The 23,109-nt window shown below is 73.5% G+C and carries 24 protein-coding genes; 13 read left to right on the forward strand and 11 right to left on the reverse strand.

Annotated features, from left to right (window positions below; translation table 11 throughout):
- The first annotated feature begins 64 nt into the window (after positions 1-64).
- The 5 genes from deoC to pth all read left to right on the forward strand — a co-directional run bounded on the left by deoC (position 65) and on the right by pth (position 4,872).
- Entirely contained in the window at positions 65-1,051 is a 987-nt protein-coding gene (deoC, locus tag ACFY00_RS16745) for a deoxyribose-phosphate aldolase (protein WP_388032062.1), read from the forward strand.
- Positions 1,052-1,056: 5 nt separating this feature from the next.
- Complete coding sequence (locus ACFY00_RS16750) at positions 1,057-2,541, forward strand: aldehyde dehydrogenase family protein (RefSeq protein ID WP_388032064.1); 1,485 nt, start codon at positions 1,057-1,059, stop codon at positions 2,539-2,541.
- Positions 2,534-3,454, forward strand: coding sequence for an aldehyde dehydrogenase family protein (locus ACFY00_RS16755; protein ID WP_388032066.1), 921 nt, complete (start codon positions 2,534-2,536; stop codon positions 3,452-3,454). The genes ACFY00_RS16750 and ACFY00_RS16755 overlap by 8 nt, the downstream gene beginning before the upstream one ends.
- Positions 3,455-3,645: 191 nt before the next feature.
- Entirely contained in the window at positions 3,646-4,281 is a 636-nt protein-coding gene (locus tag ACFY00_RS16760) for an ATP-binding protein (RefSeq protein WP_388032068.1), read from the forward strand.
- A gap of 15 nt (positions 4,282-4,296) precedes the next feature.
- Complete coding sequence (gene pth / locus ACFY00_RS16765; RefSeq protein WP_388032071.1) at positions 4,297-4,872, forward strand: aminoacyl-tRNA hydrolase; 576 nt, start codon at positions 4,297-4,299, stop codon at positions 4,870-4,872.
- A 187-nt stretch (positions 4,873-5,059) separates the two neighbouring features.
- On the opposite strand, the gene ACFY00_RS16770 is transcribed toward pth, so the two are convergent.
- Positions 5,060-5,866 (reverse strand): SigE family RNA polymerase sigma factor, encoded by an 807-nt coding sequence (locus ACFY00_RS16770; RefSeq protein ID WP_388032298.1) that lies wholly within the window; start codon positions 5,864-5,866, stop codon positions 5,060-5,062.
- A gap of 272 nt (positions 5,867-6,138) precedes the next feature.
- Here ACFY00_RS16770 and ACFY00_RS16775 point away from each other — a divergent pair, with 272 nt between their 5' ends.
- The 4 genes from ACFY00_RS16775 to ACFY00_RS16790 all read left to right on the forward strand — a co-directional run bounded on the left by ACFY00_RS16775 (position 6,139) and on the right by ACFY00_RS16790 (position 9,445).
- Positions 6,139-6,825, forward strand: a complete 687-nt coding sequence (locus ACFY00_RS16775) for a response regulator transcription factor (protein ID WP_030905207.1) — start codon at positions 6,139-6,141, stop codon at positions 6,823-6,825.
- 28 nt (positions 6,826-6,853) lie between these two features.
- Positions 6,854-8,365, forward strand: coding sequence for an ATP-binding protein (locus ACFY00_RS16780; protein ID WP_388032074.1), 1,512 nt, complete (start codon positions 6,854-6,856; stop codon positions 8,363-8,365).
- A complete protein-coding gene (locus ACFY00_RS16785) occupies positions 8,362-8,712 on the forward strand; it encodes a hypothetical protein (protein ID WP_388032076.1) in 351 nt (116 codons plus the stop codon). The genes ACFY00_RS16780 and ACFY00_RS16785 overlap by 4 nt, the downstream gene beginning before the upstream one ends.
- Positions 8,713-8,884: 172 nt before the next feature.
- Positions 8,885-9,445 (forward strand): VanZ family protein, encoded by a 561-nt coding sequence (locus ACFY00_RS16790; protein WP_388032078.1) that lies wholly within the window; start codon positions 8,885-8,887, stop codon positions 9,443-9,445.
- Positions 9,446-9,449: 4 nt separating this feature from the next.
- On the opposite strand, the gene ACFY00_RS16795 is transcribed toward ACFY00_RS16790, so the two are convergent.
- Positions 9,450-10,232: a hypothetical protein gene (locus ACFY00_RS16795; protein ID WP_388032081.1), complete on the reverse strand. Its 783-nt coding sequence runs from the start codon at positions 10,230-10,232 to the stop codon at positions 9,450-9,452.
- Positions 10,233-10,520: 288 nt separating this feature from the next.
- On the opposite strand from ACFY00_RS16795, the gene ACFY00_RS16800 reads away from it, so the two are divergent.
- Positions 10,521-10,703 (forward strand): PspC domain-containing protein, encoded by a 183-nt coding sequence (locus ACFY00_RS16800; protein WP_388032083.1) that lies wholly within the window; start codon positions 10,521-10,523, stop codon positions 10,701-10,703.
- Positions 10,704-10,751: 48 nt separating this feature from the next.
- On the forward strand, positions 10,752-11,006 hold the full coding sequence (locus ACFY00_RS16805; RefSeq protein ID WP_388032085.1) for a hypothetical protein: 255 nt from the start codon (positions 10,752-10,754) through the stop codon (positions 11,004-11,006).
- A gap of 74 nt (positions 11,007-11,080) precedes the next feature.
- Here the strand turns inward: ACFY00_RS16805 and ACFY00_RS16810 are convergent, their stop codons facing one another.
- From ACFY00_RS16810 to ACFY00_RS16820, 3 genes are all read right to left on the reverse strand, one after another.
- Positions 11,081-11,575: a hypothetical protein gene (locus ACFY00_RS16810; RefSeq protein WP_388032087.1), complete on the reverse strand. Its 495-nt coding sequence runs from the start codon at positions 11,573-11,575 to the stop codon at positions 11,081-11,083.
- Positions 11,576-11,774: 199 nt separating this feature from the next.
- Positions 11,775-12,923 (reverse strand): adenosine deaminase, encoded by a 1,149-nt coding sequence (locus ACFY00_RS16815; RefSeq protein ID WP_388032090.1) that lies wholly within the window; start codon positions 12,921-12,923, stop codon positions 11,775-11,777.
- Between the two features lie 76 nt (positions 12,924-12,999).
- Positions 13,000-13,956 (reverse strand): LysR family transcriptional regulator, encoded by a 957-nt coding sequence (locus ACFY00_RS16820; RefSeq protein WP_388032092.1) that lies wholly within the window; start codon positions 13,954-13,956, stop codon positions 13,000-13,002.
- Between the two features lie 64 nt (positions 13,957-14,020).
- Between ACFY00_RS16820 and ACFY00_RS16825 the strand changes: the two genes are divergently transcribed.
- Both ACFY00_RS16825 and ACFY00_RS16830 read left to right on the forward strand, forming a co-directional pair.
- Positions 14,021-15,292 (forward strand): MFS transporter, encoded by a 1,272-nt coding sequence (locus ACFY00_RS16825; RefSeq protein WP_388032094.1) that lies wholly within the window; start codon positions 14,021-14,023, stop codon positions 15,290-15,292.
- A complete protein-coding gene (locus ACFY00_RS16830; protein ID WP_388032096.1) occupies positions 15,289-15,795 on the forward strand; it encodes a Uma2 family endonuclease in 507 nt (168 codons plus the stop codon). Before ACFY00_RS16825 ends, ACFY00_RS16830 begins: the two co-directional genes overlap by 4 nt.
- A 24-nt stretch (positions 15,796-15,819) precedes the next feature.
- On the opposite strand, the gene ACFY00_RS16835 is transcribed toward ACFY00_RS16830, so the two are convergent.
- The 6 genes from ACFY00_RS16835 to ACFY00_RS16860 form a co-directional block, all read right to left on the reverse strand.
- Positions 15,820-17,097, reverse strand: coding sequence for a thymidine phosphorylase (locus ACFY00_RS16835; RefSeq protein ID WP_388032098.1), 1,278 nt, complete (start codon positions 17,095-17,097; stop codon positions 15,820-15,822).
- 98 nt (positions 17,098-17,195) lie between these two features.
- Positions 17,196-17,597, reverse strand: coding sequence for a cytidine deaminase (locus ACFY00_RS16840; protein WP_388032101.1), 402 nt, complete (start codon positions 17,595-17,597; stop codon positions 17,196-17,198).
- On the reverse strand, positions 17,594-18,859 hold the full coding sequence (locus ACFY00_RS16845; protein ID WP_388032103.1) for an ABC transporter permease: 1,266 nt from the start codon (positions 18,857-18,859) through the stop codon (positions 17,594-17,596). Before ACFY00_RS16845 ends, ACFY00_RS16840 begins: the two co-directional genes overlap by 4 nt.
- Entirely contained in the window at positions 18,856-20,022 is a 1,167-nt protein-coding gene (locus ACFY00_RS16850; RefSeq protein ID WP_388032105.1) for an ABC transporter permease, read from the reverse strand. The genes ACFY00_RS16845 and ACFY00_RS16850 overlap by 4 nt, the downstream gene beginning before the upstream one ends.
- 4 nt (positions 20,023-20,026) lie before the next feature.
- Entirely contained in the window at positions 20,027-21,634 is a 1,608-nt protein-coding gene (locus ACFY00_RS16855; RefSeq protein ID WP_388032107.1) for an ABC transporter ATP-binding protein, read from the reverse strand.
- A gap of 304 nt (positions 21,635-21,938) precedes the next feature.
- The gene (locus ACFY00_RS16860) at positions 21,939-22,994 is read right to left on the reverse strand and encodes a BMP family protein (protein ID WP_388032109.1); all 1,056 of its coding nucleotides are present in this window, start codon (positions 22,992-22,994) and stop codon (positions 21,939-21,941) included.
- Positions 22,995-23,109: the final 115 nt, after the last annotated feature.

Here is a 23,109-nt window from a genome sequence, read left to right on the forward strand (position 1 = left end):
CAGGACTCGAAATCGCCCCGCCCTACCGGCTTCCTACGCGCGTAGATATGCTGCTCTGGTGACTATGTCCACTCTTGCAGCCAACGCCCCCGGCGCCGCGGGCGGCGGCCTCTCGGACGTCGCGGCGTCCGAGGCCACCTTGCGCCGTTTCCTGCACGGCCTGCCCGGGGTCGATCAGGTCGGCCTGGAGTCGCGGGCCGCGACCCTCGGCACGCGGTCGATCAAGACGACCGCCAAGGCCTTCGCCATCGATCTCGCCATCTCGATGATCGACCTGACCACGCTGGAGGGCGCGGACACGGTCGGCAAGGTCCGCTCGCTGTGCGCGAAGGGCCTGAGCCCGGACCCGTCGGACCGCTCCACCCCGCGGGTCGCGGCGATCTGCGTGTACCCGGACATGGTCGCCACCGCGAAGGAGGCGCTGCGCGGCAGCGGCGTCCAGGTCGCCTCGGTGGCCACCGCCTTCCCCTCCGGCCGGGCCGGGCTGCCGGTCAAGCTGGCGGACACCGCCGAGGCGGTCGCCGCGGGCGCGGACGAGATCGACATGGTGATCGACCGGGGCGCGTTCCTCTCCGGCCGCTACCTGGAGGTGTTCGAGACGATCCGGGCCGTCAAGGCGGCCTGCGAGCGCCCCGACGGCACCTCGGCCCACCTCAAGGTGATCTTCGAGACCGGCGAGCTGCAGACGTACGACAACGTCCGCCGGGCGTCCTGGCTGGCGATGATCGCGGGCGCGGACTTCATCAAGACCTCCACCGGCAAGGTCGCCGTGAACGCGACCCCGCCGGTGACGCTGCTGATGCTGGAGGCGGTGCGGGACTTCCGCGCGGCGACCGGCACGCAGATCGGCGTGAAGCCGGCCGGCGGCATCCGCACCACCAAGGACGCGATGAAGTACCTGGTGATGGTGAACGAGACGCTGGGCGACGACTGGCTCAGCCCGCACTGGTTCCGGTTCGGCGCCTCCAGCCTGCTGAACGACCTGCTGATGCAGCGCCAGAAGCTGAGCACCGGACGGTACTCCGGTCCCGACTACGTGACGGTGGACTGAGGACGATGGCCAAGACCAAGAAGACCGAGACCTCGGCCGGGCCCGTGCGGCGCTCCGGCCTGTTCGAGTACGCCCCGGCCCCCGAGTCCCCCGCCGCCGCGGGCGAGATCGCGACCAGCTACGGCCACTTCGTCGGCGGCGAGTTCGTCGACTCCTCCGGGTCGGAGGCGCTGAAGACCGTCAACCCGGCGACCGAGCAGGTGCTCGCCGAGTTCGCGCAGGGCACCGAGGAGGACGTGGACCGCGCGGTGCGGGCGGCCCGGAAGGCGTTCGCCGACTGGTCGGCGCTGCCGGGCAGCGAGCGCGCCAAGTACCTGTTCCGGATCGCCCGGATCATCCAGGAGCGCTCGCGCGAGCTGGCCGTCCTGGAGTCGATCGACAACGGCAAGCCGATCCGGGAGACCCGCGACGTCGACCTGCCGCTGGTCGCCGCGCACTTCTTCTACTACGCGGGCTGGGCCGACAAGCTCGACTACGCGGGCTACGGGCCGAACCCGCGGCCGCTGGGCGTGGCCGCACAGGTCATCCCGTGGAACTTCCCGCTGCTGATGCTGGCCTGGAAGGTCGCCCCGGCGCTGGCCACCGGCAACACGGTGGTGCTGAAGCCCGCCGAGACCACCCCGCTGACCGCCCTGCGCTTCGCCGAGATCTGCCGCCAGGCGGGCCTGCCGAAGGGCGTGGTGAACATCGTCACCGGCGACGGCCGCACCGGCGCCGCGCTGACCGCGCACCCGGACGTGAACAAGGTCGCCTTCACCGGCTCGACCCCGGTCGGCCGGGCCATCGCCAAGCAGCTGGCGGGCACCCGCAAGAAGCTGAGCCTGGAGCTGGGCGGCAAGGCCGCGAACATCGTGTTCGACGACGCGCCGCTGGACCAGGCGGTCGAGGGCATCGTCAACGGCATCTTCTTCAACCAGGGCCACGTGTGCTGCGCGGGCAGCCGCCTGCTGGTGCAGGAGTCGGTGCAGGACGAGCTGCTGGACGCGCTCAAGCGCCGGATGGGCACCCTGCGGGTCGGCGACCCGCTGGACAAGAACACCGACGTCGGCGCGATCAACTCGGCCGAGCAGCTGGCCCGGATCACCGAGCTGGCCGCCGCGGGCGAGCAGGAGGGCGCCGAGCGCTGGGCCCCGGAGTGCGAACTCCCGGGCGCGGGCTACTGGTTCCGCCCGACGCTGTTCACCGGCGTCTCGCAGGCGCACCGGATCGCCCGCGAGGAGATCTTCGGCCCGGTGCTGTCCGTGCTGACCTTCCGCACCCCCGCCGAGGCGGTGGAGAAGGCCAACAACACCCCGTACGGCCTGTCCGCGGGCATCTGGACGGAGAAGGGCTCGCGCATCCTGTGGATGGCGAACCGGCTCCGGGCGGGCGTGGTGTGGGCGAACACCTTCAACAAGTTCGACCCGACCTCGCCGTTCGGCGGGTACAAGGAGTCCGGTTACGGCCGCGAGGGCGGTCGCCACGGCCTGGAGGCGTACCTCGATGTCTGAGTCGACCATCCGAATTGACGCCCCTGCGCGGATTCAGGTCAGCAAGACCTACAAGCTGTACGTCGGCGGGAAGTTCCCGCGCTCGGAGAGCGGGCGGGTGTACGAGGTGACCGACACGAAGGGCCAGTGGCTGGCGAACGCCCCGCTGGGCACCCGCAAGGACGCCCGGGACGCCGTGCTCGCGGCCCGCGCCGCGGTCAAGGGCTGGTCGGGCACCACCGCGTACAACCGCGGCCAGGTGCTGTACCGGGTGGCCGAGATGCTGCAGGGCCGCCGGGAGCAGTTCGCGGCCGAGGTCGCGGCGGCCGAGGGCGTGGGCGCGAAGAAGGCGGCGGCGCTGGTGGACGCGGCGATCGACCGCTGGGTCTGGTACGCGGGCTGGACCGACAAGGTCGCGCAGGTCGCGGGCGGCGCCAACCCGGTGGCGGGGCCGTTCTTCAACCTGTCGACGCCGGAGCCGACCGGGGTGGTGGGCGTGCTGGCGCCGCAGGCGGGGTACGGCTTCTCGCTGCTGGGCCTGGTGTCGGTGGTCGCCCCGGCGATCGCCACCGGCAACACCGTGGTGGTCGCGGCGGCCGAGCGGGCCCCGCTGCCCGCGCTGTCGCTGGGCGAGGTGCTGGCCACCTCCGACGTGCCGGGCGGCGTGGTCAACCTGCTCTCCGGCCGCACCGCGGACCTCGCCCCGACGCTGGCCTCGCACCAGGACGTCAACGCGCTGGACCTGGCCGGGGCGATCGCCCCCGAGGGGCCCGGCGCGGCGGCGGCGCTGGAGGCCGCGGCGGCCGATACATTGAAGCGAGTGGTCCGACCGGCCGCCGACCCGTCCGCGGAGGACTGGACGGCCGCGCCCGGCACCGGGCGGCTGCTCTCCTTCCTGGAGACGAAGACGGTCTGGCACCCGATGGGCATCTAGCCCCTCGCCCGACCGGCCAACTCCACACAGACCGGCCGTCCTCAGCGCCCTATCCCCCCGGGGCCCGGACGGCCGTGACGGGCCCGCACTTCTCCCCCCCGGTGCGGGCCCGTCCCCATGCCCGCACGCAGCGTGAAGGGGACGTCCGACGGGTTCCGAGCTGCCCCTCCGATGCCTCAGACTGGTTCCCCGTGAGTGACATCCCGCTGAACCGCCGCCCGATATCCCGCGTCATCCTGCTGTCGGGCCCCTCGGGGTCGGGGAAGTCCTCGCTGGCCGAGCGCAGCGGGCTGCCGGTGCTGCAGCTGGACGACTTCTACAAGGACGGCGACGACCCGACGCTGCCGCAGCTGCCGGAGGGGGGCGGCCCGGACTGGGACTCGCCGCTGTCCTGGCACGCGGACCAGGCGCTGGCGGCGATCCGGTCGCTGGCCTTCGAGGGGTGGGCCGAGGTGCCGGTGTACTCGATCCCGGACAACGGGCGCGCGGGCAGCCGGGTGCTGCTGCTGGACGGCGCGGCGGGCTTCGTCGCGGAGGGGATCTTCGCCGCCGAGCTGGTGCGCCGCTGCCGGGCCGAGGGGCTGCTGGGCGACGCGCTGTGCCTGCGCAACAAGCCGTCCACGACGGCCTGGCGGCGCTTCCGCCGGGACGTCCGGGAGGGCCGCAAGTCGGTGCCGTACCTGGTGCGCCGGGGGGTGCGGCTGATGCGGGCCGAACGGGGTATCGTCGCCCGGCAGGTCGAGCTCGGCTCGTACGCCTGCTCAGGGGTGGAGGCGGGGCGGCGGATCGCCGCGGTGGCCCGCCAGTTGCCCGCCGAACTGGTCTGAAGGGGGCGCGCGGCGATGGGCGAGCGCTGGTTGGTGGCGGGGCTGGGCAATCCGACCCGCCGGTACGCGGGGACGCGGCACAACGCGGGCTTCCTGGTCGCCGACCGGCTGGCCGAGCGGCACGGCGCCCGCTGGCGCGGCCTGACCACCCGCACCGCCTCGTTCGAACTGGGCGGCCGCACGGTGCTGCTGGCCGAGCCGCAGTGGTCGATCAACCTGTCGGGGCGCCCGGTGGCCGCGCTGCTGCGTCGGCACGGGGTGCCGGTGGAGCGGCTGCTGGTGGTGCAGGACGACCTGGACTTCCCGTTCGGCACGGCCCGGTTGAAGCGCGGCGGCGGCCCGGGCGGCCACAACGGCGCCCGCTCGGTGCACGCGGCGCTGGGCACCGCGGACTACGCCCGGCTGCGGGTGGGCGTGGGGCGGCCGGCGAAGGGCGTGAAGGTCGGCGACTTCGTGGTGGAGCGCTTCTCGGACGAGGAGCGGGAGCGGATGCCGGAGCTGCTGGAGCGCTGCGCGGACGCCGCGGAGGCGTTCGTGCTGCGCGGCCTGAACCGCGCCCAGGACGTGCTGCACACCGCCGGGGCCCGCTGAACCGGCGCACGACGGGCACGACGGGAGGGCGGGTCCCCGGTGCCGTTCCCCCGCACCGGAAACCCGCCCTCGCGTCCGGACCGGGACTCCCCCCGCGGCCGTCTCCCCCGAGTCGGCCGCCGCGTCCCGTGCCCTTTCCCCCTCTTTCCCCCCACTGCCCGTCCCCCGACGGGAGTCCTGTCCCGCGTCAGGCGACCAGCTCGCCGAAGGCGTGCACGGTGTCGCCGGAGCGGTTGAGCTGCTCGTCCTCGCGCATCCGGCGCAGCGCGCGCCAGATGGAGCTCTTCACGGTGCCGACGCTGATGCCGAGGATGTCGGCGATCTCCGGGTCGGTGCGGCCCTCGTAGTAGCGCAGCACGAGCATGGTGCGCTGGTTCTCGGGCAGCTTGGCCAGCGCCTGCCAGAGCACGGCGCGCAGCTCGGTGCCGCCCATCGCGTCGGTGTCGCCGGCGTGCTCGGGGAGCTCCTCGGTCGGGTACTCGTTGACCTTGCGGCGGCGCCAGGCGGAGATGTGCAGGTTGGTCATGGTGCGGCGGAGGTACCCGCCGACGGCGGCCTTGTCGGTGATCCGGCCCCAGGCGCGGTAGGTGGAGAAGAGGGCGCTCTGCAGCAGGTCCTCGGCCTCGTACCGGTCGCCGGTCAGGTGGTAGGCGGTGGCGTACAGGGAGGCGCGGCGCTCGCGCACGTACGCGGTGAACTCGGCGATGTCGCGCGCCTCGTCCGTCGCGGCGGCCGGGTGCTCCCCCTGCGCGCCTCCCTGGTCGGCCTGCTCACCCCGGAAGGTCTGCGGCGCGAGCCGCAGCGTCCGGCCCCCGGCCTGGTTCCCCAACCGGCCGTGGGTGGTGTCCCCGCTCCTGGTCCCCACGACCGGGCGGCGGGTTCCGGCGTTGTGCGCGCACCCCCGTACGAGCACGGCGCCGGCGTTCTCCTCCTCGTGACGCGGCCGGTTGGTGCCGAGGACGGCGGAACGCGGCCCGGCGTTTCGGGTCGTCAGCGTTGCGGTCATCGGGCACCCCCATGGTCGGTACGAGCGGTTCCTCGCCGCGTCGGCTCCGGCGGTGTTCCGGGGCGTCTCGCGGCGACAGGGAAAATCCTGCCGTCCGCGCGTCATGGCGGTGTCCGTCGACTGTCACAGAGCTGTCACAGGAGCGGCCGCTCCGGGGCACACGGGTGCTCCTCGGTTGCGGACGCCGGAGCGGTGCCCTCCGGTTCCCGGTGCCCCGGAGGTCACCCGGGTGGGTGCTTCCGGTGGCCGGGTGGGACACAATGACCCCCGTGTCTTTCCTGCTTCTGATCGAGGACGACGACGCCATTCGCACCGGCCTCGAACTCGCCCTCACCCGCCAGGGTCACCGGGTGGCCGCCGCCGCGTCCGGCGAGGACGGCCTGCGCCTGTTCAAGGAGCAGCGCCCGGACCTGATCGTGCTGGACGTGATGCTGCCCGGCATCGACGGCTTCGAGGTGTGCCGCCGCATCCGGCGCACCGACCAACTGCCGATCATCCTGCTGACCGCCCGCTCCGACGACATCGACGTGGTGGTGGGCCTGGAGTCCGGCGCCGACGACTACGTGGTCAAGCCGGTGCAGCCGCGGGTGCTGGACGCCCGGATCCGGGCGGTGCTGCGCCGCGGCGAGCGGGAGAGCTCGGACTCGGCGGCGTACGGCGGCCTGGTGATCGACCGCTCGGCGATGACCGTCACCAAGGACGGGCAGGACCTGCAGCTGACCCCGACCGAGCTGCGGCTGCTGCTGGAGCTCAGCCGCCGCCCCGGCCAGGCGCTGTCCCGCCAGCAGTTGCTGCGGCTGGTGTGGGAGCACGACTACCTGGGCGACTCCCGGCTGGTGGACGCCTGCGTCCAGCGGCTGCGGGCGAAGGTCGAGGACGTGCCCTCGGCACCGACCCTGATCCGCACCGTCCGGGGCGTCGGGTACCGTCTCGACCCGCCCGTGTGACCCCTCCCCTCCGAGCAGTGAGAGTTTTTTGACCGACCTTCAGACCGCGCCGCGCCGGGTTCGTTCGGCGTCCTGGCGGCGGCTCAGTTCGCTGCGGGTCCGGCTGATCGCGGTGTTCGCCGCGGTCGCGCTGGTGACCGCCGTCTCCGCGTCCGGCATCGCCTACTGGCTGAACCGCGACGCGGTGCTCAAGCGCGCCCAGGACACCGCCCTGAACGACTTCCGGGGGTCGCTGACCCGGAACGTCTCGCAACTGCCGCTGCAGCCCACCTGCCAGGACCTGACCGCGCTCGCGACCCAGGTCGCCAGCTCCGGGCTGGCCTACGACGTGGTGGTGGTCGACGACTCGGTGCCCGGCTGCACCGCCTCCTCCGACCCGATCGCCTTCACCGTCCGCCAGGTGCCCGCGGCCCTGCTCACCGCGGTGAACAAGCCGCGCGAGACCGGCCCCGGCAACCCGTACGAGTACCACCTGTACTGGCAGCGGGTGAACCTCGCCGGGCCGTACGTGGTCGGCGGGACGAAGGTGGTGCCGGGCGGGCCGACCGCGTACGTGTTCAAGTCGCTGCAGAACGAGCGCGCCGACCTGAACACCCTCGGCTGGTCGCTGGCCATCGCCACCCTGCTCGCCCTGGTCGGCTCGGCGCTGCTGGCCCAGGCCGCCTCGGCGACCGTGCTGCGGCCGGTGCGCCGCCTCGGGGACGCCGCCCGGCGGCTGGGCGAGGGCGAGCTCGACACCCGGCTCGACGTCGAGGGCAACGACGAACTCGCCGAACTGGCGCGGACGTTCAACCGGACCGCGGAGTCGCTGTCGGAGCAGGTCGCGGAGCTGAGCGCGCGCGAGGCGCAGTCCCGGCGCTTCGTCGCCGACATGTCGCACGAACTGCGCACCCCGCTGACCGCGATGACCGCCGTCACCGACATCCTGGAGGACGAGGCCGACCTCCTCGACCCGATGATCGAACCGGCGGTGCGGCTCGTGGTCTCCGAGACCCGGCGGCTGTCCGACCTGGTGGAGAACCTGATGGAGGTCACCCGCTTCGACGCGGGCACCGCCAAGCTGGTCGCCGACGAGGTCGACATGGCCGACCTGATCATGTCCTGCATCGACGGCCGCGCCTGGTACGACGCCGTCGAACTCGACGCCCCGCGCGGCATCCTGGCCGTGGTCGACCCCCGTCGGCTGGACGTGGTCTTCGCCAACCTGATCGGCAACGCGCTCAAGCACGGCGGCTCCCCGGTCCGGGTGAAGGTCCGGCAGGACGACGAGGCGCACACCGTCGTCGTCTCGGTCTCCGACGGCGGCCCCGGCATCCCGGAGGACGTGCTGCCGCACGTCTTCGACCGCTTCTACAAGGCCGACAAGGGCCGGGCCCGCTCCGAGGGCAGCGGCCTGGGCCTGTCCATCGCCGAGGCCAACGCCCGCATCCACGGCGGCACCATCACCGCCGCCAACAACCCGGACGGCGTCGGCGCGGTCTTCACCCTGACCCTCCCGCTCGCCCAACCGCCCGCCCCCGGCCCGGAGGAGGCCCGATGAGCCCCCGCCTGAACACCACCCGCCCGGGCACCCGCCGGTTCCGCCCGCTGGCCCTGCTGGCCGGCGGCCTGCTCGCCCCCGCCCTGCTGACCGGCTGCGGCATCCGCCCCACCGAGGTCCCGGTCGACGCCGGAGCCCCGGCCAGCCGCACCGCCTGCCCCAGCGAACTCCTCGCCCCCAGGGCCCCGGGCACCCCCGCCCCCGCCGCGACCCCGGGCGCCGCCCCCGGCAAACCCCCGGCCTCCACCTCCGCCTCCACCTCCGCCGCCTCCCCGTCCGCCTCCGCCTCCGTCTCCCCGGCCGAGGCCTTCGTCGCCCCCTCCCCGGCCCCGGACCACTGCGGCTGAGACCGGCGGGCCCCGCCCCGAGGACCCCTGACGGGGCCCGCCGGTCCGCCGAACGAGGGACCCGGGAACCGCCCCGGACGGAAGCTGCGTCCCCCGCAGTGTGCCCACCACCGCACCGAGCGACCACGCCACAGCCGACCGCACGACCTCCCCTCCGACGGACGGGCGGGCGGTGCCGTACCGGTGGCGGGCGGCGTCCCGGGTGCTGCTGGGGCTCCACCTGCTGCTGCTCGGCTGGCTGAGCCTGCGCCCGGTGCCCGTCGCCTGGACCAGCCCGCCCAACCTCACCCCGCTCGCCTCGGTGCACCAGGCGCTGTCCCTCGGCGGCGCGGCCGCCGTCCGGCGACTCGGCCCGGGGCTGCTGACGCTGGCCCCGATCGGGGTGCTGCTGCCGCTGGCGGTGGGTTCGCCGCGGCGGTCCTGGCTGCCGTCCTTCCTGCGCACCACCGCCGCGGCCGCGCTGCTCGGCACCGCGCTGGAGATCCTGGAGGGCTGGGCGCCCGGCCACGTCCTGGACGTGGACGACATCCTGCTCGGCACCGCGGGCGCCGCGCTGACCCACCTGCTGCTGGTACCGCCCCTGCGCGCCCTGGAACGCCGCCGGGCGACCCCCGCCACCACCCCGGCCCCGGAACCCGCGGAACGCCCCGGGGGCCGGGAGGGCACGCGCCCGCGCCCCGTCCCGGCCCCCGCGCTGTCGGTGCTCGGCTCGACGGCCGCGCCGCGCGGCTGAGCGGTCAGCTCTCGGCGGCGGCCCCGAGCGACGCCGGGTCGACGACCTGGTCGGCCGGCGGGGCGGTGACCTGCACCGGCACGTTGAAATCGCCGTACCGCAGGCTGCTGCCCCCGCTGCTCACCGACAGCAGGTAGGGCTCGCCCTGATCGGCCACGACGGCCTCCAGCGGCAGGCCGGTGTGCTTGGCGCTCCGCACCTCCAGGACGACCGCCTCGACGCCGTCGACCTGCCGGGTGCCGCCCATGGTGATGCCGCTCTCCGGCGTCCCGTCGTCGTTCAGCCCGGACTGCTTCGGCGTCGACAGGGCGAGGTCGCAGAAGTCGCCGAAGGAGCCGGCGGACGTCCGGGCGCCGACCACCCACTTGCCGACCACGGCGGAGCCGGTGCCGGGGGTCAGGGTCCCGGCGAACTCGGCGTCCGGCTTGAACCAGGTCGTGCCGCCGGTGCGCACGATCTCGAACCCGCCCTTGTCCTTGAGGTGGAGGGAGCCCGTGCAGTTGCCGGAGGTGTCGGAGGAGACCGCGCCGGTGACGCTGCCCGTCCCGCCGTAGGTCACCTTGACGCTGGTGAGCTTCCCGCTCGCGGCCCGCACCTCGGCCATGACCTGCTCGGGCGACAGCGCCTCCAGACCACCGCCCGCCACGGACGCGGCAGCGGCGGTCCCGGCGGCAGCGGGCGCGGCGTCGCCCTCCTTGCCGTCGCCCCCGCCCGAGTCGCAGGCCGTCAGGCCGGTGACACCGAGGACGGAGAGCACGGTGACGGCCAGCAGCCGGTTCGCACGCATCAGGGTCCCCCCACGCTTCCAGGACGATCGGACGCGCGAGTCTCCCAGCGGGCGGGGCCGCCCCCCGCGCCGCCTCCGCCCTCTTTACCTCCGCTTGATCGTCCCGCCGGCCGGCCCAAACTCGGGGTGACCCCGGAGCCGACCCCGAGTCCGGCGTCCCCCCGCCCGGGGAGCGGGCCAGGGTCCGGATCGGCTTCGCGGGGGACGTGAAGTCGCAGGTCGCGACGGCAGGATGGAGACATCACCGGGCGGACGGACCGCACCGGGCACACTCCCCCGGAGGAGACGATGAGCAGCCTCGCCCGTCCTCGTCACAACCGCGTCATCGCCGGTGTCTGCGCCGGCCTCGCCAAGCGCTTCGGCCTCACCCCGTGGACGGTCCGCGTCATCTTCCTGGTGTCCTGCCTGCTGCCCGGCCCGCAGTGCCTGGTCTACCTGGCGCTGTGGCTGCTGCTCCCGCAGGAGGCGTGAGCCACCGCCCGTAGCATGGGCGCCCCGATCCGAGGAGGCCCCGCACCGATGACCGCCGACCACGTCCTGCGCGCGCTGTGCACGGCCGTCGCCACCCTGGAGGACGCCCTCCGCGCCCCGGACGGCCTGGAGCCCCGGATCGCGCTGAAGACCCTGGAGGAGATCGGCGACACCCTGGACGGGATGGACGCCGCCGAACGCCGGGAGTTCGCCGGGGCGTTGGAGCGCGTCGCCGCGAACGGGCACCCCGACCTGCGGGAGTGGACCCGCGGCCTGCCGGACCGGTTCGGCCGGCGGCTCTGACCCCCGCCCCCGGGCACGCCGGAGGGGCCGTTCCCGCACGCGGGAACGACCCCTCCGGCACGCCTACCGCCGGGTCAGCCGCCCAGGCCCGGCAGGCTGGGCAGGCCCGGGGCGCCGCCACCGGTCGGGGAGAGGCTGGTCAGGGTGCCGACCACGCCGCCGACCGGGGTCTTGGCCAGGCCCTGGCCGCCGGGGACGGAGTCCAGCCCGCCGACCCGGTTGGCCGCGGCGGACTGCGCGGCGGGGGCGCCCCGCTCCTGGTCCACGCCGCCCGGGCCGGTCTGCTCGGCGACCGGCGGGGCCTGCTCCTCGGCGGGGGCGGGGGCGGCGGCCGGGGCACCGGCGGCCGGGTTGAGGGTGCCGGTCACGGTGCCGAGCTGGTCGCCGCCGGGGAGCTTGCTCACCGCGCCGGTGGCCGCACCGGTCACACCGGGGTTGGTGAGCGCGCTGGTCGGCAGTCCGAGGCCGCCGGGAGCGACCGGCGCGGCGGCGGCGGAGCCCGCGGCGACCGCGGCGAAGGCGACGCCGAGCGCGGCGGTACCGGCGGCCTTGAGAGTGGCCTGCTTCATGTGTGCGTCCTCAGTCCTGGTCGGGCCGGTGCACCGGCGGACGCCCGAGGGATCGGGGACGTCGCCGTCACACCGAGTCAGCAGTGACCGGCCCACCGTAGTGAGCGAACCATGCACCGCTCAAAGCCCGACCACTCCGGAGAGTGATAAGTCAGACCATCTCCGTGGACGCCGGAACCGCGCCCGGCGGCCGCCGCCGCTAGTCCCGCGGGCCGAACAGCCACTCCGCCTTCAGCTCGGCGTACCCCGGCTTGATCACGTCGTTGATCATCGCCAGCCGCTCGTCGAACGGCAGGAACGCCGACTTCATCGCGTTGACGGTGAACCACTCCAGGTCCGCCAGGGTGTAGTCGAACGCGTCCACCAGGTGCGCGAACTCGCGGCTCATCGAGGTGCCGCTCATCAGCCGGTTGTCGGTGTTGACGGTGACCCGGAACTTCAGCCGGGCCAGCAGCCCGATCGGGTGCTCCGCGTACGAGGCCGCCGCGCCGGTCTGCAGGTTCGAGGTCGGGCACATCTCCAGCGGGATCCGCTTGTCCCGCACGTACGCGGCCAGCCGGCCCAGCTCGACCCGGCCGTCCGCGCCGACGGTGATGTCGTCCACGATCCGTACGCCGTGGCCGAGCCGGTCCGCGCCGCAGCACTGCAGCGCCTCCCAGATCGACGGCAGGCCGAAGGCCTCGCCCGCGTGGATGGTGAAGTGGTTGTTCTCGCCCTTGAGGTAGTCGAACGCGGCCTGGTGCCGGGTCGGCGGGTGGCCCGCCTCGGCGCCCGCGATGTCGAACCCGACCACGCCGCGGTCCCGGTGCCGGTTCGCCAGCTCGGCGATCTCCTGCGAGCGGGCGGCGTGCCGCATCGCGGTCAGCAGCGTCCCGACCCGGATCCGGTGCCCGCGCGCCCGGGCGTTCGCCTCGCCCAGCCGGAAGCCCTCGTTGACGGCCTCCACCACCTCGTCCAGGCTCAGCCCGCCCTCCAGGTGCTGCTCCGGCGCGTACCGCACCTCGGCGTACACCACCCCGTCGGCGGCCAGGTCCTCGGCGCAGTCCGCCGCGACCCGCACCAGCGCCGCCCGGGTCTGCATCACCGCGCAGGTGTGCGCGAAGGTCTCCAGGTACCGCTCCAGCGAACCGGAGTCGGCCGCCGCCCGGAACCACTCCCCGAGCTCCTTCGGGTCGGTGGTCGGCAGGCCCTGGTAGCCGCAGTCGGCGGCGAGTTCGACGACCGTCTCCGGCCGCAGCCCACCGTCCAGGTGGTCGTGCAGCAGCACCTTCGGGGCGCGGGCGATCTGGTCGGACGTGGGCACGCGCGGGGCCGTGGTGCCCGCGATCGCAGTGATCTGCTTCTCCATTGCCGGAGCATAGCCCCTACGCGCGTAGATTGCCTACCACCACGCCGAACTCCCCCGTCCCGCGCAGCCGAACCCCTCAGTCGTGCGCCACGATGCTCCCCCGCCGCGAGAGCACGAAGTCGCGGAAGGCCGCCGCCGGAGGCGTGAGCGGGCGGGTGGCGTGCCAGGCGAGGCCGATCGCGCGGCGGGTGCGGGGAGCGGTGACCTCCAGTTCGACGACGCCGGGGCGGGGGACGAGCGCGGGCGGGAGGAGGGAGACGCCGAGGCCCGCGGCGACCAGGCCGCGGAGGGTCTCGACCTCCTCGCCCTCGAAGGCGACCCGCGGGGCGAACCCGGCCTCGGCGCAGAAGCCCTCCATGATGTGGCGCAGCCCGTAGCCCTCCTCGACCGTCACCCAGCTCTCGTCCGCGACCTCGGCGAGCCGGATCCGGCGGCGGCCCGCGAGGCGGTGGTCGGCGGGGACGACGAGGTGGAGCCGCTGCTCGTCCAGCGGGCGGGCGACCAGGTCGGGGGTGTCCGGGAGCGGGGAGACCAGGCAGAGGTCGAGCTCCCCGGCGCGCAGGCGTTCCAGCATCGCGGCGACGTAGTCCTGCACGAGCTGGAAGCGCACCCGCGGGTGCCCGGCCCGGAAGCCCCGCAGCAGGGTGGGGACGGCGTCCGTGCCCATGGTGTGCAGGAAGCCGAAGGCGACCCGGCCGCCCGCCGGGTCGGCCTCGGCGCGGGCGGCCTCGACGCCCCGCTCGACCTCGGCGAGGGCCCGTTCGACGGCGTCCTGCAGGATCCGGCCGGCCCGGGTGAGCCGGACGGTGCGGCCCTGGCGGGCGAGCAGGTCGACGCCGAGGTCGGCTTCGAGCCGGGCGACGGCGCGCGAGAGGGTGGGCTGCGGCATGCCGAGGAGCTGCGCGGCCTGGGTGACGTGCTCCAGCCGGGCGACGGCCGCGAACTCGGCCAACTGCGGTGCGAGGAGCGTCACATCGGCGTCGGGGCCGAGGGCGGCGGGGCGGACGGGCGCGGAACTGCTCTCATGCGGCACGGCATCAATGATCCCCCATTGATGCATTGGACGCATCAGGCGGCGCGGTCCTAGCGTCGACGTCATGCAGCCCGCCAGTACCGAGGCGTCCGCGCCCGCCCCCGCCAGCTCCCCCTCCGACCTGCGCCTGCGCCCGGGCAGCCGGGACTTCCGCCGCGCCAACCTCGCCCTGTTCGCGGCGGGCGTGGCCACCTTCGTCCTGCTGTACTCCACCCAGGGCCTGCTGCCGATCCTCTCCGCCGACCTCGGCCTGACGCCCGGCCAGGCCAGTTGGACGGCCTCGGCCGCCACCCTCGGCCTCGCCCTCGCCCTGCTCCCGGCCAGCGCCCTGTCCGACCGCTACGGGCGCACCGCGGTGATGACGGCGTCCACCCTGGCCGCCGCGCTGCTCGCGGTGGCCCTGCCGTTCGCCCCGGACCTCAGCACGCTGGTGGTGCTGCGCGCACTCCAGGGCGCGGCCCTGGCGGGGCTGCCCGCCACCGCGATGGCCTACCTCGCCGAGGAGGTGCACCCGGCGGCGCTGGCCTCCGCGATGGGGCTGTACGTGGCGGGCAACTCGATCGGCGGGATGGGCGGACGGCTGGTGTCCGGCTGGGCCGCGGCCGCCTGGGGCTGGCGCTGGGGGCTGGTGGTCTCGGCGGCGCTGGCGCTGCTCGCGGCGCTGGCCTTCCGCGCCCTGGTGCCGCGCGCCCGGAACTTCCGCCGCGCCCCGGTGGACGCCCGGGCGCTGGCCGCGACCGTCGCCGGTCACCTGCGCAACCCGCTGCTGCTGCGGCTGTACGCGCTGGGGATGCTGTTCATGGCGGTGTTCGGCGCGGTCTACAACACCGTCGGGTACCGGCTGACCGCCGCGCCCTTCCACCTGCCGCAGTCGGTGGCCGCGTCGATCTTCGTGGTCTACCTGGTCGGCACCGCGTCCTCCGCCTCGGCGGGCCGCCTGACCGCCCGCTGCGGCCGCCGCGGCACCCTCTACCTGGCGATCGTCACCACCACGGCCGGTCTGCTGCTCTCCCTGGCCGGGTCCCTGCTCTGCGCGGTCCTCGGCCTGGTCCTGATCACCGCCGGCTTCTTCGCGGGCCACGCCACCGCCTCCTCCGCCGTCGGCCGCACCGCCACCACCGGCCGCGCCCAGGCCTCCGCGCTCTACCTGATCGCCTACTACCTGGGCAACAGCCTCGGCGGCACCCTCGGCGCCGACGCCTACCACTCCTCCGGCTGGTCGGGCACCGCCGCCGTCGCCCTCACCGCGATGGCCTGCGCGGCCGGCGTCACCCTCTACGCCACCCACCGCGCCGTCGCGGCCCGCCGCGAGCAGGCCGCTACCGTCCGGGTATGACCGACAACTACCCGGCGCTGCGGGCGATCGCCGACCTGGTGCCCGCGGTGCCGGACCTGCGGGCCCCGGAGATCGCCGACGGCATGGTTCACCTCGCGCTCCTGCCGGGCCCCCGGCACGGCGCCGTCGTCGAACCGATCCGGCGTCAACTGACCGAGCAGCTCACCGGCCTCGCAAGGGTGGACCTGGACCCGCCCCTGGAGCACCCGCCCCTGGGCCTCCTGCGCCGCCCCGACCTCGCCGTCCGCCCGGCCCCGGCCTCCGGCCCCCTCCTCGTGGTGGAGGTCGTCGCCCCGCACTTCCTGGAGTTCGACCCCTGGACCAGGGCCCGCGACCACGCCGCCATGGGCGTCCCGCTCTACCTCCTGGTCGACCCCCGCTCGGGCACCGGCATCGTCTACTCCGAACCGAACTACACCCGCCGCACCGACTTCGTCTTCGGCGACACGATCACCGTCGGTCCCTGGACCCTCGACACCGGCGTCCTGCGCACGTACGGCTGACGCGCGCGGGACGCCGGTGCGCGACTACGCGATCCGGTCCAGCACGATCGGCGCCGGGGTGAACGCGGTGCCCGCCGGGGCGACGGTGACGGCGCCCTCCAGGGCCTCCAGGGCGTACGGGAAGCGCTCGGGGGTGTCGGTGTGCAGGGTGAGCAGGGGCTGCCCGGCGGTGACGGTGTCGCCCGGCTTGGCGTGGAGTTCGACGCCCGCGCCGGCCTGGACGGGGTCCTCCTTGCGGGCGCGTCCGGCGCCGAGGCGCCAGGCGGTGACGCCGACGGCGTAGGCGTCGAGGGCGGTGAGGACGCCGGTGGCGGGGGCGGGGACGACGTGCTGCTCGCGGGCGACCGGGAGGGGGGCGTCGGGGTCGCCGCCCTGGGCGGCGATCATGCGGCGCCAGTGGTCCATGGCGGAGCCGTCGCGCAGGGCGTCGGCCGGGTCCTTGCCGTGGACGCCCGCGGCGGCGAGCATCTCGCGGGCGAGGGCGAGGGTGAGTTCGACGACGTCGGCGGGGCCGCCGCCGGCCAGCACCTCGACGGACTCGCGGACTTCGAGCGCGTTGCCCGCGGTGAGGCCGAGCGGGGTGGACATGTCGGTGAGCAGGGCGACCGTGGCGACCCCGGCGGAGCGGCCCAACCCGACCATGGTGCGGGCGAGTTCGCGGGCGTCGTCGAGGTTCTTCATGAAGGCGCCGGAGCCGACCTTGACGTCCAGGACGAGGGCGCCGGTGCCTTCGGCGATCTTCTTGGACATGATCGAGGAGGCGATCAGCGGGATCGCCTCGACGGTGCCGGTGACGTCGCGCAGGGCGTAGAGCTTCTTGTCGGCGGGGGCGAGCCCGTCCCCGGCGGCGCAGATGACCGCACCGGCGGAGCCCAGGACGGCGAGCATCTCCTCGTTGGAGAGCAGGGCCCGCCAGCCGGGGATCGACTCCAGCTTGTCGAGGGTGCCGCCGGTGTGACCGAGGCCGCGGCCGGAGAGCTGCGGGACGGCGGCGCCGCAGGCGGCGACCAGCGGGGCCAGCGGGAGGGTGATCTTGTCGCCGACGCCGCCGGTGGAGTGCTTGTCGGCGGTGGGGACGCCGAGCGAGGAGAAGTCCATCCGCTCGCCGGAGCGGATCATCGCGTCGGTCCAGCGGCTGATCTCCCGGGGGGTCATGCCGTTGAGCAGGATGGCCATCGCGAGGGCGGACATCTGCTCGTCGGCGACCTCGCCGCGGGTGTAGGCGTCGATGACCCAGTCGATCTGGGGGTCGGTCAGCTCGCCCCGGTCGCGCTTGGCCCGGATGACGGAGATGGCGTCCATTACACGTGCTCCAGAAGAGGTGGCCGTAAGGGGGGAAATGCGAAGAGTGTCGCGGGATGTCCTCCCGCGACACTCTACGCGCGTAACCGACCGATCAGCTACAACTTCTCCGGCCCGAACGCGTCCGGTAGCACCTCGCTCATCGGCCGCACCCCGGAGGGCAGTTCGACCAGCAGCTCGGGCCCGCCGTGCTCGTACAGCAGCTGGCGGCAGCGCCCGCACGGCATCAGCAGCTCGCCGCCGCCGTCCACGCAGGTGAAGGCGACCAGCCGCCCGCCGCCGGAGGCGTGCAGCGCGGAGACCAGGCCGCACTCGGCGCACAGGCCCAGACCGTACGAGGCGTTCTCCACGTTGCAGCCGACCACCGTGCGGCCGTCCTCGACCAGGGCCGCCGCTCCGACCGGGTACTTGCTGTAGGGCGCGTACGCGTGCCGCATCGCCTCCCGGGCGGCCTCCCGCAGCGCCTCCCAGTCGACCTCCCCGGCCGCGGCCGCCGTCACTTGGCCTGCCCCTTGCGGTAGACCTGGCCGTCGGCCTTCGGCATCCGCAGCCGCTGCGAGGCCAGCGCGAGCACCACCAGGGTGATCACGTACGGGGTGGCGACGATCAGCGGGCGCTGCACCTCGTCGGTGCAGGCGTACCAGGTGGCCACGCCGCCCGCGACGACGGTGCTGATCACACCGGCGGTGAGCTTGCGGCGGTAGAACTGCCAGAGCGCCAGCAGCGCCATCGCGATGGCGACCACCAGCAGCAGCACGTGCACCGAGTCGGCGTCGCGCAGCTGGAGGCTGTCGGTGAAGCCGAACAGGCCCGCGCCCGCGGCCAGGCCGCCGGGCATCCAGTTGCCGAAGATCATCGCGGCCAGGCCGATGAAGCCGCGGCCCTGGGTCTGGCCGTCCCGGTAGAAGTGCGCGGCGACCAGCGAGAGGTACGCGCCGCCGAGGCCCGCGAAGGCGCCGGAGGAGATCACCGCGAGGTACTTGTACTTGTAGACGTTGACGCCCAGCGACTCGGCGGCGGTCGGGTTCTCGCCGCAGGAGCGCAGCCGCAGGCCGAACACGGTCCGCCAGAGCAGGAAGTAGCTGGCGACCAGGAACGCGGCGGCGATCAGGGTGACCACCGACAGGTCGGTGACCAGGCCGCGGACGACCCCGGCCAGGTCGGAGACCAGGAACCAGTGGTGCTGCTCGACGTCGCCCAGCCAGCCGGACAGGCCGGGGAAGGTGAAGGTGGGCAGCGAGTCCGAGGGCGGCGACTGGTTGGCGCCCGCGCCGTCGGCCACGTAGTCCTTGTAGTAGATCCGGTTGACGTACGCGCAGATGCCGGGGATCAGCAGGTTGATGCCGACGCCGGAGACGATGTGGTCGACGCCGAAGGTGACGGTGACCAGCGCGTGCAGCAGGCCGCCGAGCGCGCCGCCGACCATGCCGGCCAGCAGGCCGACCCACGGGTTGACCAGGAAGCCGCCCCAGGCGCCGCAGAAGGTGCCGGCCACCATCATGCCTTCGAGGCCGATGTTGACCACGCCCGCGCGCTCCGACCACAGACCGCCGAGACCGGCCATCGCGATCGGAACGGCGGAGGCCAGCGCGGCGCTGATCTGGCCGGAGGAGGTCAGGCCGTGGTTGCCGGTGGCCGCGCCGACCGCGGCGAACAGCACCAGGGCGAGCGCGATCAGCAGCAGCACCACCGGCCAGGTGAGCTTGGTCCGCTTCGCGGACGCGACCGGCGACTTGGGCTTGCCGGCGACAGCGGTGCTCATGCCGCGACCTCCTTCTGGGCGGCCGCGGCAGCCTGCGCGGCGAGCTCGGCGCCGACCTTCTGCTGCTGGCGCTTGAGGCCGTAGCGGCGCACCAGTTCGTAGGCCACGACGACACAGATGACGATGGTGCCCTGGATCACCGGGATGATCTCGGACGGGTAGTCGCCCCGGGTGGGCAGCTGGGCGCCCGAGGCGTCCAGGAAGGCGAACAGCAGCGCGGAGAACGCGATGCCGATCGGGGTGTTGCGGCCGAGCAGCGCCACCGAGATGCCGATGAAGCCGAGGCCGGTCTGCACGTTCTGCCCGAAGTACGGGGTGTTCTGCATGAGTTCGGGCAGGCCGACCAGGCCCGCCAGGGCGCCGGAGACCACGATCGAGGTGATCACCATGCGCTTGACGTTGACGCCGGAGGCGCTGGCGGCGCTCTCCGAGCGCCCGGTGGCGCGCAGGTCGAAGCCGAACCGGGTGCGGTTCAGGGTGAACTGGAAGACCACGCCGACCAGCACCGCGATCACGAGGAAGCCCCACAGGGTGCCGCCCTGCGTCTCGAACGAGAAGAAGTGGCTGGAGTCGGAGATCTTCCCGGTCTGGATCGAGTTGGTGGTGCCGCTGGTCTTCGGCGCGAAGATGCCGGGCACCAGCAGCACGCCGATCACGGCGGTGGCGATGGCGTTCAGCATGATGGTCGAGATGACCTCGCTGACGCCCCGGTAGACCTTCAGCAGACCGGCGATCGACGCCCACAGGCCGCCGACGCACATCGCGACGACCAGCAGCAGCGGAATCTGCAGGAAGGCCGGCAGGTCGACCTGGCTGCCGACGAACGCGGCGAACATCATGGCCAGCTTGTACTGGCCCTCGATGCCGATGTTGAACAGGTTCATCCGGAACCCGAACGCGGCGGCGGCCGCGGCCAGGTAGTACACGGTGGCCTTGTTCAGCACGGCGACCTGTCCGTCGGACGCGGTGCCGTAGTTCCACATGATGGAGAACGCGTCGAACGGGTCGCGGCCGGAGACCGCCAGCAGGCCGCCCGCGATGATCAGCGACAGCAGCACCGCCAGCACGGGGGCGGCCAGGGCGAGCCCGATCCGCTCCAGGTCGATGCGCTCGCGCAGCGACCGCTTGGCCGCGGGTGCGACCGGGGGGTTGGGACTGGTCATGTGGCTACTCCCCCGCCTGCTCGTCGTCGGCGGTGTCGGTGGACGGGGCGTCGGACGGCGCGTCGTCGGCCGGGGCGTCGTGCGCGGCCCCGGTGCCTTCGGCGGCGACGGCCTGGGCCTCGGCGAGGGCCTCCGGGTCGGACTCGATGTGGCCGGTGGCGGCGCCGGTCATCGCGCTGCCCAGGTCCTCGGCGGTGACGGTGGCCGGGTCGGCGTCGGCGACCAGGCGGCCGCGGTAGATCACCCGGATGGTGTCGGACAGGCCGATCAGCTCGTCCAGGTCGGCGGAGATCAGCAGCACCGCCAGGCCCTCGCGCTGGGCGGTGCGGATCTGCTCCCAGATCTGCGCCTGCGCGCCGACGTCCACGCCGCGGGTGGGGTGGGAGGCGATCAACAGCTTCGGGGAGTGACTCATCTCCCGGCCGATGATCAGCTTCTGCTGGTTGCCGCCGGACAGCGAGGCCGCGGTGACCTCGATGCCGGGGGTGCGGACGTCGTACTCCTCGACGATCCGCTGGGTGTCGGCCCGGGCGCCGGCCGGGTCGAGCAGCACGCCCTTGGAGTTGGGCCGCTCGGTGACGTGGCCGAGGATCCGGTTCTCCCACAGCGGGGCTTCCAGCAGCAGGCCGTGCCGGTGCCGGTCCTCGGGGATGTACCCGATCCCGGCCTCGCGGCGGGCCCGGGTCAGGGTGCCGGTCAGGTCGGTGCCGTCCAGCGTGACGGTGCCCGCGTCCAGCGGGAGCATGCCCATGATGGCCTCGACCAGTTCGGCCTGGCCGTTGCCCTCGACGCCGGCGATGCCGAGGATCTCGCCCTTGCGGATCCGCAGCGACACGTCGTCCAGGACGACGCGCTCGACGCCCTCGGCGTCCGGCTTGGCGATCCGCAGGCCCTCGACCCTGAGCATCTCGGTGTCGGTGACGGTCGACTCGCGGCTCTCCGGGGAGGGCAGCTCGGCGCCGACCATCAGCTCGGCCAGCTGCCGGGCGGTGACCTGGCGCGGGTCGGCGTCGCCGACGGTGGTGCCGCGGCGGATCACGCTGATCGCGTCGGCGACCGACAGCACCTCGTGCAGCTTGTGCGAGATGAAGATGACGGTGACGCCCTCGGCCTTGAGCTCCCGCAGGTTGTCGAACAGCGCGTCGACCTCCTGCGGGACGAGGACCGCGGTCGGCTCGTCCAGGATCAGGATCCGGGCGCCGCGGTACAGCACCTTGAGGATCTCCACCCGCTGCCGGTCGGCCACGCCCAGGTCCTCGACCAGCGCGTCCGGCTTCACACCCAGGCCGTACTGGTCGGACAGCTCGCGGATCCTGGCCTTGGCCTTGGCGCCGATGCCGTGCAGGTGCTCGCCGCCCAGGACGATGTTCTCCCAGACGGTGAAGTTGTCGGCCAGCATGAAGTGCTGGTGGACCATGCCGATGCCGCGCGCGATGGCGTCCGCCGGGGTGGAGAACTCCACCTGCTCGCCGTCGACGGCGATGGTGCCCTCGTCCGGCTTCTGCATCCCGTACAGGATCTTCATCAGGGTGGACTTGCCCGCGCCGTTCTCGCCCATCAGCGCGTGCACGGTGCCCCGCTGCACGGTGATGTCGATGTCGTGGTTGGCCACCACGCCGGGGAAGCGCTTGGTGATGCCGCGCAGTTCGACGGCAGGCGTCGCCGTCCCCGCGCGGGGGGTGCCGTCCGTCGGGACGGAGTCGGAGGGGGTGATGGCGATCTCCTGCTGATCGTCGGGCGCTTCGTCGCGCTGAGGGCTCAGGGGGAAACCCGGGGGAGGGGGCGGGCCGGTGCGGAACCGGCAGGGGCCCGGACGGACGCGCCTGGGCGCATTCCGTCCGGGCCCCTGCCGTGCGATCTGGTGGAACCGCCGTCGCGCCGCCCGGCGGACGGGGGCGCGGCGGGCCCGATCGGCCTTACGGAGCGGTCGGAACCTTGGTGGCGCCGCTGGTGATCTGCTGGGTCGCGGCGTCGATCTTGGCCTTGATGTCGTCGATGTAGCCACCGGTGGTGGCCAGCGACACGCCGCCTTCCTTCAGGTCGAAGTTCTTCACGCCGGACAGCGCGCCGCCGTCCTTGACCGACTTGACGTAGGTGAAGACGGCGGTGTCCACGTTCTTCACCATCGAGGTGAGGATGTGGTCCTTGTACTTGTCCAGGGCGGGCTGCTTGGCCTGGTCGGAGTCGACGCCGATGGCCCACTTGCCGGCGGCCGCGACGGCCTCGATCGCACCGGAGCCGGAGGAGCCGGCCGCCGAGTAGATGACGTCCGCGCCCTTGTCGAGCTGGCCCTGGGCGGCCTGCTTGCCCTTGCCCGGGTCGGCGAAGCCGGTGAAGTCCGGCGGGGTGGTCAGGTAGGTGACCTCGACCTGGATGTTCGGGTCGACGGACTTGGCGCCCGCGGTGTAGCCGGCCTCGAACTTCTTGATCAGCTCGGACTGCACGCCGCCGATGAAGCCGACGTGCTTGGTCTTCGACTTGTTGGCGGCGGCCACGCCCGCCAGGTAGGAGCCCTGCTCCTCGGAGAAGGTGAGCGAGGTGACGTTCTCCGGCTGGTCGGCCGAGGAGGAGTCGATGATCGCGAACTTGACGTTCGGGTTCTCCTTGGCGACCTTGTTCACCGCGTCCTGGTAGACGAAGCCCACCGCGATGACCGGGTTGAAGCCGCTGGTCACCAGGGACTTGAGACGCTGCTCCTTGTCGCCCTCGGACTCGCCGGACTTGGCCTCGGCCTCGTTGATGGTCGCGCCCAGCTCGGACTTGGCCCGGTCCAGGCCGCGCGCGGCGGAGTCGTTGAAGGACTGGTCGCCGCGGCCGCCGATGTCGTAGGCCATGCCGACCTTGAACGACGAGCTGCCGGCACCGGCCGAGGTGGAGTTGTTGTCGGTGCTCTTTGCGCCGCAGGCGGCGAGCGAGGCGATGCCCAGGGAACCCGAGAGCACGACCGCGGCGAGCTTGAGTGAACGGCGCAAGGGAGTTTCTCCTTCTCACACACCCGGTTGGCGTGGTCGAGCGCCACCGTAACGCGCGTAGAACACGGTTGTGTTACGGCCTGCGGAGGCATCCGGGTTGTTATCAAAATGTGGT

Origin of the sequence: Kitasatospora sp. NPDC001540, assembly GCF_042894345.1 — a bacterium.
Lineage (GTDB): Bacteria > Actinomycetota > Actinomycetes > Streptomycetales > Streptomycetaceae > Kitasatospora > Kitasatospora phosalacinea_C.